This is a genomic window from Streptomyces sp. NBC_00536, from assembly GCF_036346295.1.
GTDB lineage: Bacteria > Actinomycetota > Actinomycetes > Streptomycetales > Streptomycetaceae > Streptomyces.
Window position 1 is genome coordinate 3,273,060 of record NZ_CP107819.1, and the last position, 16,570, is coordinate 3,289,629.

The following is a 16,570-nucleotide window of genomic DNA, read 5'->3' on the forward strand; positions in this document are numbered from 1 at the left end:
TTTCATTTCAAAGCCTGCCGATGTCGCCGCGGGGCATGCGCGGGGCGCGGCGGGGCGGGGTGCGGCCCGCGAGCAGGATCAGCCGGGCCGCGCGGTGGCGCTGGCCCGTGCCCTGGTCGGCGTACGGGGCCAGCAGGTCCAGCATCACGGCGTCGTCGGCGTCACGGTCGCCGGTGAGGGCGTAACCGATGGTGCCCGGCAGGTGCAGGTCACCGGTGGTGACGGCGTCGGCCGCGCCGTTGCTGCGCTGGAGGGTCTCGGCGGAGGTCCACGGGCCGATGCCGGGGACCGCCTCCAGCCGCGCCACGGCCGCCGGGAGGTCCATCGCGGCGGCCTCCTCCATGCGGGGCGCGACCCGGGCCGCCCGGACGATCGTCGCCGAGCGCTTCGCGTCCACGCCCGCCTTGTGCCAGTCCCAGGACGGGATCATCGCCCAGGTGCGGGGATCGGGCATCACGTACAGGTCCGGGTGTGGGCCCGGGGCCCGCTCGCCGTACTGGCGCACCAGGCGGCGCCAGGCGCGGTACGCCTCGTCGGTGGTGACCTTCTGCTCCAGGACCGTGGGGATCAGCGACTGCAGGACCAGCCCGGTCCGGGTCAGCCGCAGGCCGGGGCGGCGGCGGTGGCTCGCGTGCACGAGGCGGTGCCGGGGGGTGAAGGCGGTGGGGTCGTCGTCGGCGCCCAGCAGCGCCGGGAGGTTTTCCAGGGCCCACTCCGTGCCGGGTCCCCAGGCGGTGCCGGTGACCGTGCGGTCGGCCAGGGTGACCCGGAGGGTGGCGGGGCCGGCGGGGGTCCGCACCCCGAGCCAGACCGCGCCGTCGGGGGTCGTCCGGAAGGTCGGGTCGCCGGGGCCGCGGCGGAGGGGGCCGAGGGTGAGGCCGAGCGCTACGGGGGCTTCGGGGGTCCACGCCCGCTCCCGGCCGACCCCGGGGGCGCCCGGGGGTGCGGCGGCGACGTTCGGGATGTCCGTGCGGCCGCCGCGGATCGTGGTGCGGGTGAGGGGATCGAAGCGGCCGGCCATGCCCTTGAGCGTAGCCCTGCGGGGCCGTCCCCTCCCCGCCCCTTCCCGAAACCGGGCTCCGCCCGGACCCGCGCCTCAAACGCCGGCGAGGCTGAGATGGCCACATCCAGCCACCCGGCGTTTGAGGGCCCGCCGGAGGCGACCGGGCGCCGCGCGCTCGGGACCGACGGGTGCACATCCAGCCCGCCCGGCGATTGAGGGCCCTCCGGGACGGGGGTCAGCGGCCCTGGAGGTGGGCTGAGGTGGTGCGGGTGGTGGGGAGTTTGCCGTAGAGGAGGCGGCCGGGGCATTCCGTCGCGAAGCCGTCCCGGTGACCGGAGATCACGTTCATCCGGACGTTGCGCCCCTTCGGGTAGAGGTTGCCGCCGCCCGACGTCAGCGTCGTCTTCGACAGCGGGTTCGCTCCGAACAGGCCCAGCTTCCAGGCCGTCAGCCGCGCCACCGCCTTCACCGCGGCAGCGGGCGGCTGCGCGTCCGTGAAGGTGCCGATCACGGCGATGCCCATGCTGTCCGTGTTGAAGCCCATCGTGTGCGCGCCCATCACCGGCTTGGCGACCCCGCCCGCCCGGCCCTCGTACACCGTGCCGCACTTGTCGACGGCGAAGTTGTAGCCGATGTCGCGCCAGCCGCTGCTCACCACGTGGTAGCGGTAGAGGCTGCGCAGCACCGCCGGGGCCTCCTTGCAGGAGTAGTTGTTGCCGGAAGCGGTGTGGTGGACGAAGGCCGCCTTGACCGTGTTCGTGTACACGAACCCCGGTTCGCGCAGGTTCTCGTCGGCGCCCCAGCCGCGCCGGGTGACGATGGCGGGGCGCGGCCCGATGTAGGGCCGGGCCGCCGGGCTGAGCGTGCCCTCGCTCGCGAGGATCGCGTCGGCGGTGGAGTCGGCCTTGTTGAGCGCCGTGATCTCGGTGGCGCCGAGCGGTGCGAGCGGGACGTTGGCCGCCGAGGACTCGGCCATCTCCATGGTCATGTCGGGGAGGCCGGGGAGGCCCGGGGCGCCGACCGTCCCCTCCCCCTTGTCGTCGCCGGACGGCTCCGCGCGCTCCGTGCCGTTCTTGGCGTCCGTCGCCGGGAGCGTGTGGGGCGGTGCGCCACCGGGGTCGACCAGTTCGATCCGCATCCCGGACGGGAGCTTCTCCGCCGCCGAAGCGGCGCGGACCTCGACCCCGTCGGACGCGCCGACCCAGAGGGGCGCGCTGCTGCCCCGGACCCGGCCCGCGGCGCGTTCGGCGGTGCCGGGGTCGGCGGCGTGTTCGCTGTTGTGGGTCTCGATGTCCTGCCAGTCGGACCAGGTGCCGGTGGTGGCGGAGCGGGTACGGACCTGGACGCGGCCGGACAGCCGGCTGGCGGCGTCGTCCCAGACGACGCCGACCAGGGAGAAGGTCCCCACGTCACGCGCGGGCAGGCCCTTGGTCTCGGGGAGGCGGGGGGAGGCGCTCATGCCGGGTACGCCGGTGTCCCGGTCGGCCGCGGCCTTGAGCGGGACGAGGGGCAGCGACTGGGTGGACCCGGCCGGGGCGGCCGGGGCCACGGGGGCCGCAGCCGTCACGGCCTGGGCCGCGGCCGCCGCTGGGAGGGCGAGGGCGAGCGGGAGGGACAGTGCGGCCGCGGTCGCGACGCCGATCGAGGAAGCAAGGAATCCACGCATGCAATGGATGCTGAACGTGCTTCCGGTGGGCCGCCATCCGAGAACTGACGGATCGTCGGGTGATCGGCCCGCCGTCTCCTCCGTACGGGGGAGGGGTATGGCCGCCGTACGGGGGAGCGCCCCGCGTAGCCTGAGCCGGGTGAACACCACTGACCGCACCCCTGCCGACCTGCTGCGATCCGCGCTCGCCGCCGACCCGGGCCGCCCCCTCGTCACCTTCTACGACGACGCGACGGGCGAGCGCGTCGAATTGTCCGTCGCGACCTTCGCCAATTGGGTGGCCAAGACCGCCAATCTGCTCCAGGGCGACCTCGGCGCCGAGCCCGGTGACCGGCTCGCGCTGCTGCTGCCCGCGCACTGGCAGAGCGCCGTGTGGCTGCTCGCCTGCGCCTCGGTCGGCGTGAGCGTCGAGGTGGGCGGGGATCCGGCGGACGCGGACCTGGTGGTGAGCGGGCCGGACACGCTGGAGGAGGCGCGGGCCTGTTCCGGCGAGCGGGTGGCGCTGGCGCTGCGGCCGCTGGGCGGCCGCTTCCCGCAGGCCCCGGCCGGGTTCGCGGACTACGCCGTGGAGGTGCCGGGGCAGGGCGACCGGTTCGCCCCGTTCGTGCCCGTCGATCCGGCGGGGCCCGCGCTGAGCGTCGGGGGCCGCGCGCTGTCGTACGCGGAGCTGGTGGACCTGGCCCGCGCGGACGCGGCGGAGCGCGGGCTGGCCGAGGGGTCCCGGCTGCTGTCGGCGCAGGGCTTCGACACCTGGGAGGGGCTGTCGGCGGGGCTGTTCGCGCCGCTGGCCGCGGGCGGGTCGGTGGTGCTCTGCCGCCATCTGGACCAGCTGTCCGAGGGCGCGCTGGCGCAGCGGACCGAGAGCGAGCGCGTCACCCACACCGCGTAATCGTGGTTTGAGCGCGGTGTCACCCACACCGCCCAACTGCGGGAACGCGCGATTTGTCACCCACACGGCCTAGTACGGCCCCCTGCCCCCGGGCCGCTCCGGCGACCCGGGGGCAGGATCGGCGTAGACACCTCCCAGGCCGCGTACTCACCCGTACGGGGCCTGTCGCCCAGCGGTGAGGACGGACACGCACGTGACCGACGGCGCAGGCATACCCGGGCACACCGGTGCGGGCACGGGCGGTACGCCGCCCCCGCGCCGGCGGCGCCGGCTGCTGCGCTGGATCGGCCTCGGGCTGGTCCTCCTGGTCCTCGCGGGGGCCGCCACCGGCTGGTGGGTCTACCGCAAGCTCGAAGGCAACATCAAGGAGGACACCTCCGCGGCCGCGGAGCTGCGCCGCTACGACCGCGAGCGGCCGGTGCACGTCGTGGACGGGGCGCAGAACGTCCTGCTGATCGGCTCGGACTCGCGCTCCGGCAAGGAGAACGCGGGGTACGGGCAGGACGCCGGTACCCAGCGCTCGGACACGGCGATCCTGCTGCACCTGCCCGCGGACCGGCTGAGCGCGACCGCGGTGTCGTTGCCGCGGGACCTGATGACGACCGTACCGAGCTGTCTGAAGCCGGACGGGAGCCGCACCACCGAGCAGCTCGCCCAGTTCAACTGGGCCTTCGAGTGGGGCGGGGCGGGCTGCACCGTCCGTACCGTCGAGACGCTGACCGGCATCCGGGTCGATCACTACGTGGTGGTGGACTTCGGCGGGTTCAAGAAGGTGGTCGACGCGGTCGGCGGGGTCGAGGTCTGCCTGAAGGCGCCGGTCGACGACACCGAGGCCAGGCTGAAGCTGCCCGCCGGGCGGCAGACCCTCCAGGGCGAGCAGGCGCTCGGCTTCGTCCGGGCGCGGCACAGCCTGGGCGACGGCAGCGACACGGAACGGATGGACCGCCAGCAGGAGTTCCTGGGCTCGCTGGTGAAGAAGGTGCAGAGCAACGGGGTGTTGCTGAACCCGGCCCGGCTCTACCCGCTGCTGGACGCGGCGACGTCCTCGGTGACCACCGACGCGGGGCTGGCCTCGCTGCGCGGGCTGTACGAACTGGTGCGCGGAATCCGGGACATACCGACCGACCGGATCAACTTCCTGACCGTACCGCGCAGGCCGTACGCCGCCGACCCGAACCGGGACGAACTGGCGGAGCCGGACGCGGAGCGGCTCTTCCGGCAATTGCGGATGGACGAGCCCGTGACGGTGGTGCCCCCGGCGCCCGTTGATCAGCGGGAACAGGTCGCGGGCACGGGCACCCCCGAGGGCACGGGGGCGGGCAGTGGATCTCCGACGGAGGGCACGGGAACCACCGCGTCCGCCTCACCGGTCCCCGCCTTCACGGGCACCACGGCGGGCACCGCCACCTGCCGGTAAAGCAATCCCAAAAGCCGGTGCCCGAACCGAGCGGGATGGGGCGCTTGCCCCGTTATAGGGGGAGTGGAATTTGTCACCAGCATGGTTTGACAGCGAACTGGCCGGATAAGGTGAGCGATCCGGTGCGCGGGCCGGAGACCAAGACCGCGCACCAGCAGCCGGATCGTTGACCGGGCGCCTGGGGGGAGGCGCGTCGCGAGGCACCCGACGGAGGACTACAGCAACCGTGGATGCGCACAGCCGTGGGCGAGCAGAAGAAGTCGACCCCGCAGACCAGTGGGTCATCGACCCCCGTACGGGCAACTACGAGCTGCGACTGGACCGCTCCGCTGCGCAGCAGCCGTCCGTGACCTCCCCCCGCAGAGCCCGCGTCCCCTTCGCCTCCCCGCGCACCGCCTCCCGGACCGCCCGCTCCGCCCGGTCCGCCCGGTCCGGCCGGTCCGCCACGGTCCCCGCGCCCACCACGGCCCCCTCCCCGGCGGTCCCGAAACCGCGGCGCGGCGAAGGGGCGGGCGGCGGACGCCGCGGCGGGCGCAAGACCGCGGGCGGCGGCGGTGGCGGCCGCCGCAAGGGGCTGGTCATCGTGGGCGGCTCGCTGGCCTTCGTCCTGGTGGGCGGCTCGCTGGCGGGCTGGCTCTACTACGACCACCTGAACGGCAACATCAAGACCACCGACACCCTCGGTGCGGGCCGCAACGGCTTCCAGAAGGACCAGCCGATCAACATCCTGATCATCGGCACGGACAAGCGGACCGGCGACGGCAACCAGGGCTACGGCGACTCGGACAGCCCCGGTCACGCGGACACCACCTTCCTCTTCCACGTCTCCAAGGACCGGACGAACGCGACGGCGCTGTCCATCCCGCGCGACCTGATCACCAACATCCCGGTCTGCCCCACCAAACAGCCCGACGGTTCGACGAAGAACGTCCCCGCCGAGCGCGGGGTCCGCTTCAACACGAGCCTCGGCCAGGAGGGCCGCGACCCGGGCTGCACCATGCGCACGGTGCAGGAGCTGACCGGGATCCCCGTCGACCACTTCCTGATGGCGGACTTCAATGCCGTCAAGACGCTGAGCACGGCCGTCGGCGGGGTGCCCGTCTGCCTGGACAAGGCCGTCAAGGACCGTGACTCGAAGCTGGACCTGACGGCCGGTGAGCACCGGCTCGACGGGGAGCAGGCGCTCGCCTTCGTCCGTACCCGGCACTCCTTCGGCAACGAGAGCGACCTGGACCGGATCAAGACCCAGCAGCAGTTCCTGAGTTCGATGATCCGCGAGATGAAGTCGAAGGAGACGCTGAGCAGCCCCAAGAAGCTGTTCGCGCTCGCGGAGGCGGCCACCAAGGCACTGAGCGTCGACAAGGGCATGGGCTCGATCTCCCAGCTCACCGGGCTCGCCGGGGAGTTGAAGGGGATCAACCCCAAGAACATCACCTTCACCACGCTGCCGGTGCTCGACAATCCGGCCGAGCGGGTCAAGGCGACCGTGGTGGTCAATCCCGCGCAGGCCGATCCGCTGCTCCAGATGATCCGCGGGGACGTCTCGCTGACCGCCGTGGAGCAGAAGGAGAAGGCCGCCGCCGCGGCGGCCAAGAGCAAGCAGGACGCGCTGCTCCAGGGCAACCGCGCACCGGCCGCCGACGTCCGGGTGAGTGTGACCAACGGCGGCGGGCCGCAGGGCTCCGCCTCCACCACCCTGGCGTGGCTGCAGAATTCCAAGGGGGTGGAGAGGTCGAGCAACCTGGGCAACGCGCCCGCGAAGCTCGACCACACCACGCTGGAGTACGCGCCCAACCAGGCCGACCAGGCCCGGGCGCTCGCCGACATGATGGGCCTGTCCGCCGCGGCCCTGAAGCCCGGTACGGCGGACGCACCGCCGAAGACCCCGATGAAGCTCACGCTCGGCGCGGACTTCAAGGGCGCGGGGATCTCGCTCACGGCGCCGCAGCAGGCGCCCGAGGGAGTCCAGCGGGTCGAGGCCGACAAGTCGGTCTGCGCGAAGTAAGCGAAGTAAGCGCAGTAACCGGTCCCGGTGAGGGACCGCCACAGGAACGACCGGCACAATGCCTGACGAATCAGGATCTTGAGGGGGGTACGTGTGACGCACAGCAACGTGCGCGGGGAGGCTGCGCCTTCCGGGGCCACCAGCGGCATATCCGGCAGCGGTGGCCCGGGGGCGGGCGGCCCGTCGGGTCCGCCGCGGCGGGGACGCAGACGCGTGCTGCGCTGGGTGTCCTCGGTGCTCGCCTTCCTCATACTCGGGACGGCCGGCGCCGGATATCTGTACTACCGCTACATGAACGGCAGCATCAAGACGGACGCGCTGAACCTCGGCGACAGCAGACTCGGCAAGTCCAAGCCCAACGCCTTCGGGCAGACCCCGCTGAACATCCTGCTCATCGGCTCCGACGCGCGCAACGACAAAGAGAACCAGGCCCTCGGCGGGGCCAAGGAAACCTTCGACGGCCCGCCGCTGGCCGACGTGCAGATGCTGCTGCACCTGTCCGCGGACCGCACCAACATGTCGGTCGTCTCGATGCCGCGCGACACCCTGATCAAGATGCCGAAGTGCACCGACACGGACGGCAAGGTCTACCAGGCCAGCACGCGGCTCGTGCAGACCAACGAGTCGCTCAGCCGCGGCGGCCCGGGCTGTACGGTCGCGGCCTGGCAGGAGCTGACCGGCATCCCGATCGACCACTTCATGCTGATCGACTTCAAGGGCGTCGTGAAGATGGCGGACGCCATCGGCGGCGTCCCGGTCTGCGTCCAGCAGAACGTGTACTCGCGCAACAGTGAGGGCCACGGCTCGGGCCTGAAGCTGCCCAAGGGCCAGAACGTCATCCAGGGCGAACAGGCCCTGCAGTGGCTGCGCACCCGCTACGGCTTCGAGGACGGCACCGACATCGGCCGTACGCACGCCCAGCACATGTACATGAACTCCATGGCCCGCGAGTTCCGCAAGAACGCCAAGCTCACCAACCCGGTGAAGCTCAACAGCCTGGCGCAGGCGGCCATTCACGCCATGGTCGTGGACCCCAGCCTGAACAAGATCGACAGGCTGTTCGACCTCAGCATGGAACTGAAGAAGGTCCCCACGGGCCGGATCACCATGACCACCATGCCGTGGGTGTACAGCACCCGCGAGGAGGGCCGGGTCGAGCCGAAGCCGGTCGAGGCCGAGGAACTCTTCAAGATGGTCCGCGACGACGTACCGCTCGACGGCAAGGGCAAGCCGGAGCCCGCCAAGTCCGCCGCGGCGCCCGCTCCCTCGCAGCCCGCCGCCGCCCCGGCCGACCCGCCCGGCAAGATTCCGGTCCTGGTCCGCAACGCGAGCGGCGGCAAGGATGCCGAGGAGAACAAGGTCAAGGGCCGTTCGACCGAGGTCACCGCGCTGCTCACGGCGAAGGGCTTCACGCAGGCGAAGGCCGACAACCAGGTCGCGGGCGAGGACACCACGGTGATCCGCTACGCGGGCCAGGACCAGGCCGCCGACGCGCAGGCCGTGGCCACCGCGCTCGGGCTGCCCGCGGGCTCCGTGCAGCGCTCGACGGACGTCAACGGGATCACCCTGTTCGTGGGCAAGGACTGGCGCACGGGCGACACCCCGACGGCCGCTCCCCCGGCCCTGAACAAGGCCCCGGACTCGGCGCGCCCGTTCAACGGCGACGACGACAAGGAGTGCATGGCCATCCAGCCCGGCTTCACCTGGTAGCCACGCACACGGAAGGGGCCCGGCGGATCGCATCCGCCGGGCCCCTTCCGTGTGCGTCGTTCGTCCTACGGGGCCGCCGGGGCGTCCTCGCGCATCGACGGGCGGCGGCTCGCGATGACCCTGTTCGCCAGCGAGCGCGGGCTCGTCAGGAAGCCGAAGCCCCAGGACATGTGCATCGTGGCCAGGGCGACGGGGATCTGCGCGCGGGCCTTGAGCGACAGGCCCTTGCCCGCCGGGACCGAGCCCGCGGTGATCGCGGCCAGGTAGCCCGCCGGGACCGCGAAGGCCCAGGGGGTGAGGGTCACGCCCGCCACCGCGCCCGCCGCGATCGCGACGAGCGCGGTCGGCGGGGCGAGGTAGCGCAGGTTGATCGAACCCGCGTGGTAGCGGGCCACGACGTGGCGCCAGCGCCCGTAGTCCTTGTACTGCTTGGCCAGCGCCCGTACGGAGGGACGCGGGCGGTACTGGACCTTCAGCTCGGGCGAGAACCAGATGAGCCCGCCGGCCTCGCGGATGCGGAAGTTCAGCTCCCAGTCCTGGGCGCGGATGAACTCCACGTTGTAGCCGCCCGCGCGCTCCAGCGCCTCGCGGCGGAAGACACCGAGGTAGACGGTGTCGGCGGGGCCCGCCTCGCCGCCGGTGTGGAAGGCGGCGTTGCCGACGCCGATCTTCGAGGTCATCGCGGCGGCGACGGCGTCTTCCCAGGCGTTCTCGCCCTCGGCGTGCATGATGCCGCCGACGTTCATCGCGCCGGTCTCCTCCAGGAGCCGGACGGCGGTGGCGATGTAGTTCGGGGAAAGCATGCCGTGCCCGTCGACCCGTACCACGATCGGGTGACGTGAGGCCTTGATGGCGGCATTGAGGGCGGCCGGGGTGCGGCCGGTGGGGTTCGGGACGGTGTGGACGCGCGGGTCTTCGCTGACGAGCTGGGCGGCGATCTCGTCGGTCCGGTCCGTGGACGGGCCGAGCGCGATCACCACCTCCATCTCGCCGGCGTAGTCCTGCCCCAGGATGTGCCGGACGGAGTCGCGCAGGTGGCGCTCCTCGTTGAGCACCGGCATGATCACCGAGACTGCGGGCTGCTGGGTGGGCATGTGGTCCTTCAAGGTCGGGTATCGGTGTCACGTTACCGCGTACGGGGGAACCGGGTGCGCGCCGGACGATCGGTACGGTCAGTCGCTGATCGTATGGGCCTACTGTTCTGACGAATCTGCCCCTGTTACCGCCGCGGAGGTGTCCCCCGTGTCCCCCGTGCCCCACCCGCAGCGCTCCCCCCGTCCCACGCCACCGCAGCGGCCCCGGCCGGCGGCCGGCGGCCCGGCCAAGCGCGCGCACCGGCCGCGCTGGGGCGTACGGCTGGCGGCGACCGTGTCGGTGGTGGTGCTGGGCTCCGGGGCGATCGGCCACGCGGTGATGACCGGGCTGGACACCGGGATCGAGCGGGTCGACCCCTTCAAGGACATGAAGAACCGGCCCCAGGCGGGCCACGGCGTGAACTTCCTGCTCGTCGGCACCGACGGCCGGGACAAGATCACCCCGGACCAGAAGCGCGACTTCCGGCTCGGCGGGGCGCCCTGCCACTGCACCGACACGATCATGCTGGTGCACATCTCGGCCGACCGGGAACGGGCCAGCGTGGTCAGCCTGCCCCGCGACAGCTACGCCGAGATCCCCGAGCACACCGACCCCGCGACCGGCAAGACCCACCGCGCGCACCCGGTGAAGCTGAACGCCGCCTACGCGGAGGGCGGCCCGAACCTGACCGTGCGCACCGTGGAGAACATGACCCGGGTGAAGATCGACCACTACCTGGAGGTCGACTTCACCAGCTTCATGAAGACGGTCGACGCGATGGGCGGGGTGGAGATCTGCACCGCCAAGCCCATGCAGGACTCCTACACGGGCCTCGACCTGCAGCCCGGCACCCACCGCCTCACCGGCGGCCAGGCCCTGCAGTACGTACGCTCGCGCCATGTGGACGGGGCCTCGGACCTGGGCCGGATGCAGCGCCAGCAGCGGTTCATCGCGGCCCTGATCAAGCAGTCCACCAGCGGTGGGATGCTGCTGAACCCGGTGAAGTTCAAGCAGGTCAGCTCGACGCTGCTGGGCTCGGTGCGGGCCGACCGGGGCTTCGGGTCCGAGCAGATGCTGGCGCTGGGGCAGGCGATGCGGGGCTTCACCCCGTCGTCCTCGGAGTTCGCGTCCGTACCGGTCGGTGACGCCTCGTTCCCGGTGAAGGGCCTCGGCGACACCGTGAAGTGGGACGAGGCGAAGGCCGCCAAGGTGTTCGCGGCGCTGCGCGACGACCGGCCGCTGGCCCCGGCCCGCCCGGCGCCCAAGCCGGGGCGGGCGGCGCCGCAGCCCGCCGTGCCGGTGGACGTGGCACCCCAGCAGATCCGGATCCAGGTGGAGAACGGCACCCGGATCGACGGCATGGGCGGCCGCGTCGACGAGGCGCTGCGGGCCACCGGCTTCGACACCACCCGCACCCCCGGGCTCGCGGCCAGCCGGGAGATCAAGCGCACGCTGGTGACGTACGACCCGCGCTGGGACCGCTCGGCGCGGACGGTGGCCACGGCGCTGCCCGGCATCGAACTGCGGGCGGTGCCCGGCCAGGGCCGGACCCTGATCGTCACGGCGGGCGCGGACTACAAGAAGGTCGTCCCGGTCCGCGCCGAGGACCCCTACCAGGGCGAATTCGGCGTGGTCACCGGCGACCAGGTGGTGTGCGGGAGCTGAGCCCCGCACACCACCTGACCGGGGACGGGCGCGGCTCAGCGGGCGCGCTCGACCAGCGTCACCTGGAGCCCGCGCACCTTGGTGCTCTGCACGACCTTGTAGTGCGCGCGCAGCGCGGCGGCCTCCGCCGCGGGGAGCTTGTGGTACGGGTCCTGGGTGCCGCTCCAGGTGACCACCCAGATCCGGCGGGTGTCGCCGAGGCACGCGGCGGGCTGCTTGCACGCCACCGGGAACAGGTCGTCGTTGGCGACGGCCGACTTCGCGGCGAACACGTCGCGCAGCTTGACCCGGTCGGGCAGGTTGTACTCGACCTGATAGTCGACCATGTAGACGCTGTCGTGGCCGCGGACCGGTACGAAGCCGTCGCCGGGCCGGTAGCCCTTGGTGATGACCTCGGCGACGGAGGCGCCGACGACGCCCTTCTCCTTGGACAGCTTCGCGCGCAGCTGGAGCTGGTCGGTGGCCCCGAGACCGATGATCAGCACCAGCCCGGCCACGCCCGCCACCCGCGGCTTCAGCGCGGCCAGACCGGCCGCGGCGAGCACCACCCAGGCGGGCACGGTGAAGGCGAGGTAGCGGTCGAAGAAGTAGGCGGTGCTGCCCTGGGAGACGATCCAGCAGCCGGCGATGGGCAGGGCGCCGACCAGGGCGATCTCCATGACCGGGCGCCGCCCGCGGCTCCAGGCGAGCGGCAGCGCGGCGGCGGCCAGCACGCCCGCCGCGACCAGCGGGGAGCCGAAGAGGCTGTCCCACACCTCGGCGATGGTGCGCAGGTGCGGGGTGGTCAGCCAGCTGATCTGGCGGCCGACCTGGCGCTGCCCGAGCAGCACCAGCGGCACGACGGGCAGCAGGGCCACGACCACGGCCAGCGCGTACCCGGCGGCGAGCCGCCACCGGCGCGCGCGGCGGGCGCGCAGCAGCACGATCACGGCGTGCGGCAGCAGGATGAGCAGCGAGACGATGTGGAACAGCCCGGCCGCGCAGACCGCGACGGAGTACGGCAGCCAGCGCCGCACGCCCGGCCGCTCCAGCGCCCGCAGCAGCAGCCAGGTCGCCGCGGCGACCGCGAGGACGACGAAGGCGTACGAGCGGGCTTCCTGGGCGTAGCGGCTGACGACCGGGATCAGGGCGAAGAGCAGCCCGGCGAACACCGCGGTGCGGCGGTCGAAGAGCCGGCGGGCCGTGAGCACGACGAAGGCCGCGGCCCCGGCCATGGCGAGCGCCGACGGGAAGCGCAGGGAGACCAGGGAGTCCCCGAAGAGCGAGGTCCAGCCGTGCAGGACCAGGTAGTAGGCGCCGGATACGGCGTCCACGTTGCCCAGCATGTCGATGAGGTCGCCGGTGCCGCGGGTGGCGGCGGTCCAGCTCGCGATCTCGTCGCGCCACATCTGCGGGGTGCCGCTGCCGACGAGCCCGACGGCGAGGGTGAGCAGGGCCGCCCAGAGCCAGTCGGGGGCGGAGCGGCGCCCGGCGCGCGGGGCGGCGCCGGAGGCGCGGGACGCGGGGGCGGGGGCCAGGGGCGGCGCGGTGCTGCTCGTACGGCTCATCGGCCGGGGCCTTCCGCGTGGGCGTGGGCACGTTCTGCGGGGGCACTGCCGGCCGGGACGGCCTGTGCCGGGGCCCGTTCCGTGGTGTGGCGGCGTACGGGCGGGTCCGACTTGGGCAGCGAGAGGCGCGGGCTGTCCAGCATCCGCTTGACCAGGGCCGACAGCGGCCGCTCCGCGTAGCGGTGGACGGTCCAGGCCAGCAGCAGGATCGCGGCGAGCGCGGCGGCGAGCATCGGGTAGACGCCGATGCCGTTCTGCCGGCCCCAGGTGATCAGGGCGAAGCCGATCTCCTGGTGCAGCAGGTAGACGGGGTAGGTGAGGGCTCCCGCGACGGTGAGCCACTTCCACTGGATCCGGTCGAAGGCGCCCAGCGCGATGGCGAGCACGATCCCGAACGCCAGCAGGGAGAAGCCCGCCATGACGTTCCAGCTCAGCTTGTGCATGACGCCGTACTCGTAGCTGCCCTTCGTCCCCAGCAGCATGTGCTGGGCCACCAGCCAGGAGAACCCGACCACGCCCAGCAGCAGCCAGTTCACGCCGAAGCGGTAGATCAGGAACATGGCCACACCCGCGATGAAGTACGGGGCGTACTCCGGCATCGCGAACATCTTCAGCAGGGCCATGTCCGACTGGCCCGCGACCACGGCGAGGACCATCCAGATCCCGCAGAAGGCGAGCACCCGGCGGTAGGTCAGGCCGAGGGCCACGACGACCGCGAAGACCAGGTAGAAGCGGAGTTCCACCCAGAGCGTCCAGTAGACCGGGTCCACTTCGGAGACCCCGAGCGGCTGCTGGAGCATCGTGAAGTTGGTGAAGATGTCGGACTTGCTGAGGTGGTGGCGGCTGGGGCGGGCGGTGGCCGCGTAGTTCACCACGAGGGCCGAGAGGATGATCGCGACCCAGTAGGCCGGGAAGAGGCGCACCACCCGGGAGGTGAAGTACTGGCGCGGGGTGCGGCCCCAGCAGGACATGCAGATGACGAAGCCGCTGATCATGAAGAACAGCTCGACGCCGAGGAACCCGTACGCCGTGAAGCGGTGCAGGTCCGGCATCAGCTTCTGCGGGGTGCCGCCCCAGATCTCCGGGTAGCGGTTGACGCCGGTCCAGTGGAACGCGACCACCATGAGCGCGGCGATGAGGCGCAGCCCGTCGAGCGCGCGCAGCCGGGGCCGCCGGGCGGGGGCCGCCGGGGCTGGTTCCGGGTGGGGCTGCGGAGCGGCGGACACGTGGGCCCCGGGAGCCGGGGAGGGCGGTACGACCGTCGACATAGAGGAGCTTCTCCGCAGCTGAGCCGGGCACGGGCCGACGCCCGGGCGCGCCCCGGTGAACCGGGGCGGGCCGAACGTCAGCTCATCAGTCTACGTGCGGCCACCGGCGGGACGGGACGGCCAGGGGCCCCGAGTGATCGACACCTCACACGCCGGGCCGCGTCACGTCACGCGTCGTCGAAGCCCTGGGCCGCGCGCTCCTCGCGCAGCGCCATGATCGCCCGGCGGCGGGCGAGGCGGTGGGTGCGGCGGATCTCGGCCTCCTGGTAGCGGCGCCGGTCCTGGTCGGTCTCCGGGGTCACGGGCGGCACGGTGCGCGGCTTGCCGTCGGCGTCCACGGCGGTGAAGACGAGGTAGGCGCTGCCGACCTGGGTGGCGGGGGTGGACTCGTTCCACCGCTCGGCCAGGACCCGTACGCCGATCTCCATGGAGGAGCGGCCGGTCCAGTTGCACTGGGCCTTCACGTGCACGAGGTCGCCGACGCGGACCGGCGCGAGGAAGGCCATCTCGTCCATGGAGGCGGTGACGGCGGGACCGCCGCAGTGGCGCCCGGCGACGGCGCCGGCCGCGTCGTCCACCAGCTTCATGATCACACCGCCGTGCACCGTGCCGAGGAGATTGGTGTCATTGGCCGTCATGATGTGGCTGAGGGTGGTCCGTGAGGCCGAGACCGGCTTGCCGGGCGTCTGCGCGCCCTGTTCGCCCTGCACGCCCTGCACGTCCGGTGTGTCTGTCATACCGCCACCTTAAGGCGGTCGCGGAGGCGGCCGCGCAGGCCGTCGCGAACGCCGTCACGGATTGTCGCGGATGCATCAGCTGTGCAACAGCACCGGTACGAAGCTCCGCCCGCGCTGTCCCGCACCCCCGCGCGCCAGGCATCCTTGTCCCATGAATGACTGGCCTGATGGGCGGCGGAACGAGAACCGCGACGACCGGTACGGACGCGGCGGCGCCCAGGCGCGTCCCGAGGACGCCCAGCGGATGCCCCACGTCCAGCGCCGGCAGCCGCCCCGCCCGGACCAGCCGCCCGTACGGCCGTCCGGGCGGCCTCCCGTCCCGCCGCAGGGCCGCCCCGCGCAGGCCCCGCCCGGTTACGGCGTACCGCCCCAGCAGCAGTCGCGCGACAGCGGCTACGACAGCGGTTACAACACCGGGCAGGTCTACGGGTCCCCCGGCCGCCCGGGCGGACCGGGCGGCCCCGCGGGCCCCGGCGGCCCGGGTGGCCCCGGCGGCCCCGGCGGCCCCGGCGGACAGGGACGGCCGGGCGGCGCCCCGGGAGCCGCCCCGGACTGGCGCAAGCGGATCAAGATCGGTTCGATCGTGCTGGTCTCGGCGCTGGTCGTGACCACCGTCGGCACCTACTTCTGGGCCGACTCCAAGGTGCGCCGCGAGGTCGACCTCTCCAAGGTCATCGAGCGCCCCAAGGAGGGCGACTGCACGACGTACCTCATCGTCGGCTCCGACAGCCGCGAGGGCATGTCCGACGAGGAGAAGAAGAAGCTCCACACCGGCTCGGCCGAGGGCAAGCGGACCGACTCGATGATGATCCTGGCGGCCTGCTCGAGCGGGAACACCATGGTCTCGCTGCCGCGCGACTCGGACGTGGAGATCCCCTCCTTCATCGGCTCGCAGTCCGGCAAGAAGTTCCCGGGCAAGGGCAAGCGCGAGAAGCTCAACGCCGCCTACGCCGACGACGGCGCGGAGCTGCTGGTGCGCACCGTCGAGTTCAACACGGGCCTGCGCATCGACCACTACGCCGAGATCGGCTTCGCGGGCTTCGCGAACATCGTGGACGCGCTCGGCGGTGTGGACATGAACATCGAGAAGGGCTTCAAGGACGAGAAGTCCGGCGCCGACTTCAAGGCGGGCGAGCAGACCCTCAACGGCCAGCAGGCGCTGGCCTTCGTCCGGACCCGCTACGCCTTCGCCGAGTCGGACCTGGCGCGGACCAAGAACCAGCAGAAGTTCCTGTCGACGCTCGCCCACCAGGCGGCGACCCCGGGCACGATCATGAACCCGTTCCGGCTGTACCCGACGCTGGGCGCGGGCCTGGACACGCTGATCGTGGACAAGGACATGGGCCTGTGGGACCTGGGCGAGATGTTCTTCGCGATGAAGGGCATCAGCAGCGGTGACGGCGTCTCGCTGAACATGCCGATCTCCGGTGAGCGCAACGGAAACCTCATCTGGGACAAGACGAAGGTGCAGCAGCTGGTCAAGCAGATCCAGAGCGACCAGAAGGTGACGGTGACGGCCAACTAGGCGGCCGGACAAGGGAAGGGCCCGCCGGACTTCGTCCGGCGGGCCCTTCCCTCATAAAGGTGCG

The 16,570-nt window shown here is 72.4% G+C and carries 12 protein-coding genes; 6 read left to right on the forward strand and 6 right to left on the reverse strand.

Going from position 1 to position 16,570, the window contains the following annotated elements; genetic code table 11:
* Positions 1 to 7: 7 nt before the first annotated feature.
* Both OHS33_RS14185 and OHS33_RS14190 read right to left on the reverse strand, forming a co-directional pair.
* On the reverse strand, positions 8 to 1,021 hold the full coding sequence (locus tag OHS33_RS14185) for a DNA-3-methyladenine glycosylase family protein (RefSeq protein WP_330330761.1): 1,014 nt from the start codon (positions 1,019 to 1,021) through the stop codon (positions 8 to 10).
* Between the two features lie 217 nt (positions 1,022 to 1,238).
* Positions 1,239 to 2,669: a peptidoglycan recognition protein family protein gene (locus tag OHS33_RS14190; protein ID WP_330330762.1), complete on the reverse strand. Its 1,431-nt coding sequence runs from the start codon at positions 2,667 to 2,669 to the stop codon at positions 1,239 to 1,241.
* Positions 2,670 to 2,808: 139 nt separating this feature from the next.
* Between OHS33_RS14190 and OHS33_RS14195 the strand changes: the two genes are divergently transcribed.
* The 4 genes from OHS33_RS14195 (at position 2,809) to OHS33_RS14210 (ending at position 8,690) form a co-directional block, all read left to right on the forward strand.
* Positions 2,809 to 3,558: a TIGR03089 family protein gene (locus OHS33_RS14195; protein ID WP_330330763.1), complete on the forward strand. Its 750-nt coding sequence runs from the start codon at positions 2,809 to 2,811 to the stop codon at positions 3,556 to 3,558.
* Positions 3,559 to 3,751: 193 nt separating this feature from the next.
* Positions 3,752 to 4,975, forward strand: coding sequence for an LCP family protein (locus OHS33_RS14200; protein ID WP_330330764.1), 1,224 nt, complete (start codon positions 3,752 to 3,754; stop codon positions 4,973 to 4,975).
* Between the two features lie 226 nt (positions 4,976 to 5,201).
* The gene (locus tag OHS33_RS14205; RefSeq protein WP_330330765.1) at positions 5,202 to 6,980 is read left to right on the forward strand and encodes an LCP family protein; all 1,779 of its coding nucleotides are present in this window, start codon (positions 5,202 to 5,204) and stop codon (positions 6,978 to 6,980) included.
* Positions 6,981 to 7,073: 93 nt separating this feature from the next.
* On the forward strand, positions 7,074 to 8,690 hold the full coding sequence (locus OHS33_RS14210) for an LCP family protein (protein ID WP_330330766.1): 1,617 nt from the start codon (positions 7,074 to 7,076) through the stop codon (positions 8,688 to 8,690).
* 65 nt (positions 8,691 to 8,755) lie between these two features.
* Here the strand turns inward: OHS33_RS14210 and OHS33_RS14215 are convergent, their stop codons facing one another.
* Positions 8,756 to 9,784 (reverse strand): glycosyltransferase family 2 protein, encoded by a 1,029-nt coding sequence (locus tag OHS33_RS14215; RefSeq protein WP_330330767.1) that lies wholly within the window; start codon positions 9,782 to 9,784, stop codon positions 8,756 to 8,758.
* 157 nt (positions 9,785 to 9,941) lie between these two features.
* On the opposite strand from OHS33_RS14215, the gene OHS33_RS14220 reads away from it, so the two are divergent.
* A complete protein-coding gene (locus tag OHS33_RS14220; protein WP_330335045.1) occupies positions 9,942 to 11,429 on the forward strand; it encodes an LCP family protein in 1,488 nt (495 codons plus the stop codon).
* Positions 11,430 to 11,464: 35 nt separating this feature from the next.
* Here the strand turns inward: OHS33_RS14220 and OHS33_RS14225 are convergent, their stop codons facing one another.
* From OHS33_RS14225 to OHS33_RS14235, 3 genes are all read right to left on the reverse strand, one after another.
* A complete protein-coding gene (locus OHS33_RS14225; RefSeq protein WP_330330768.1) occupies positions 11,465 to 12,976 on the reverse strand; it encodes a glycosyltransferase family 39 protein in 1,512 nt (503 codons plus the stop codon).
* On the reverse strand, positions 12,973 to 14,244 hold the full coding sequence (locus OHS33_RS14230; protein WP_330330769.1) for an acyltransferase family protein: 1,272 nt from the start codon (positions 14,242 to 14,244) through the stop codon (positions 12,973 to 12,975). The genes OHS33_RS14225 and OHS33_RS14230 overlap by 4 nt, the downstream gene beginning before the upstream one ends.
* Positions 14,245 to 14,411: 167 nt before the next feature.
* Positions 14,412 to 14,981: an acyl-CoA thioesterase gene (locus OHS33_RS14235; RefSeq protein WP_330330770.1), complete on the reverse strand. Its 570-nt coding sequence runs from the start codon at positions 14,979 to 14,981 to the stop codon at positions 14,412 to 14,414.
* Positions 14,982 to 15,132: 151 nt separating this feature from the next.
* On the opposite strand from OHS33_RS14235, the gene OHS33_RS14240 reads away from it, so the two are divergent.
* Complete coding sequence (locus OHS33_RS14240; protein WP_330330771.1) at positions 15,133 to 16,506, forward strand: LCP family protein; 1,374 nt, start codon at positions 15,133 to 15,135, stop codon at positions 16,504 to 16,506.
* The last annotated feature ends 64 nt before the right edge of the window (positions 16,507 to 16,570 follow it).

Bases quoted from the DNA above. Each gene is read 5' to 3' on its own strand.
- OHS33_RS14215 (WP_330330767.1), bottom strand. From the start codon at position 9,784: ATGCCCACCCAGCAGCCCGCAGTCTCGGTGATCATGCCGGTGCTCAAC.
- OHS33_RS14225 (WP_330330768.1), bottom strand. From the start codon at position 12,976: ATGAGCCGTACGAGCAGCACCGCGCCGCCCCTGGCCCCCGCCCCCGCG.
- OHS33_RS14230 (WP_330330769.1), bottom strand. From the start codon at position 14,244: ATGTCGACGGTCGTACCGCCCTCCCCGGCTCCCGGGGCCCACGTGTCC.
- OHS33_RS14185 (WP_330330761.1), bottom strand. From the start codon at position 1,021: ATGGCCGGCCGCTTCGATCCCCTCACCCGCACCACGATCCGCGGCGGC.
- OHS33_RS14190 (WP_330330762.1), bottom strand. From the start codon at position 2,669: ATGCGTGGATTCCTTGCTTCCTCGATCGGCGTCGCGACCGCGGCCGCA.
- OHS33_RS14240 (WP_330330771.1), top strand. From the start codon at position 15,133: ATGAATGACTGGCCTGATGGGCGGCGGAACGAGAACCGCGACGACCGG.
- OHS33_RS14235 (WP_330330770.1), bottom strand. From the start codon at position 14,981: ATGACAGACACACCGGACGTGCAGGGCGTGCAGGGCGAACAGGGCGCG.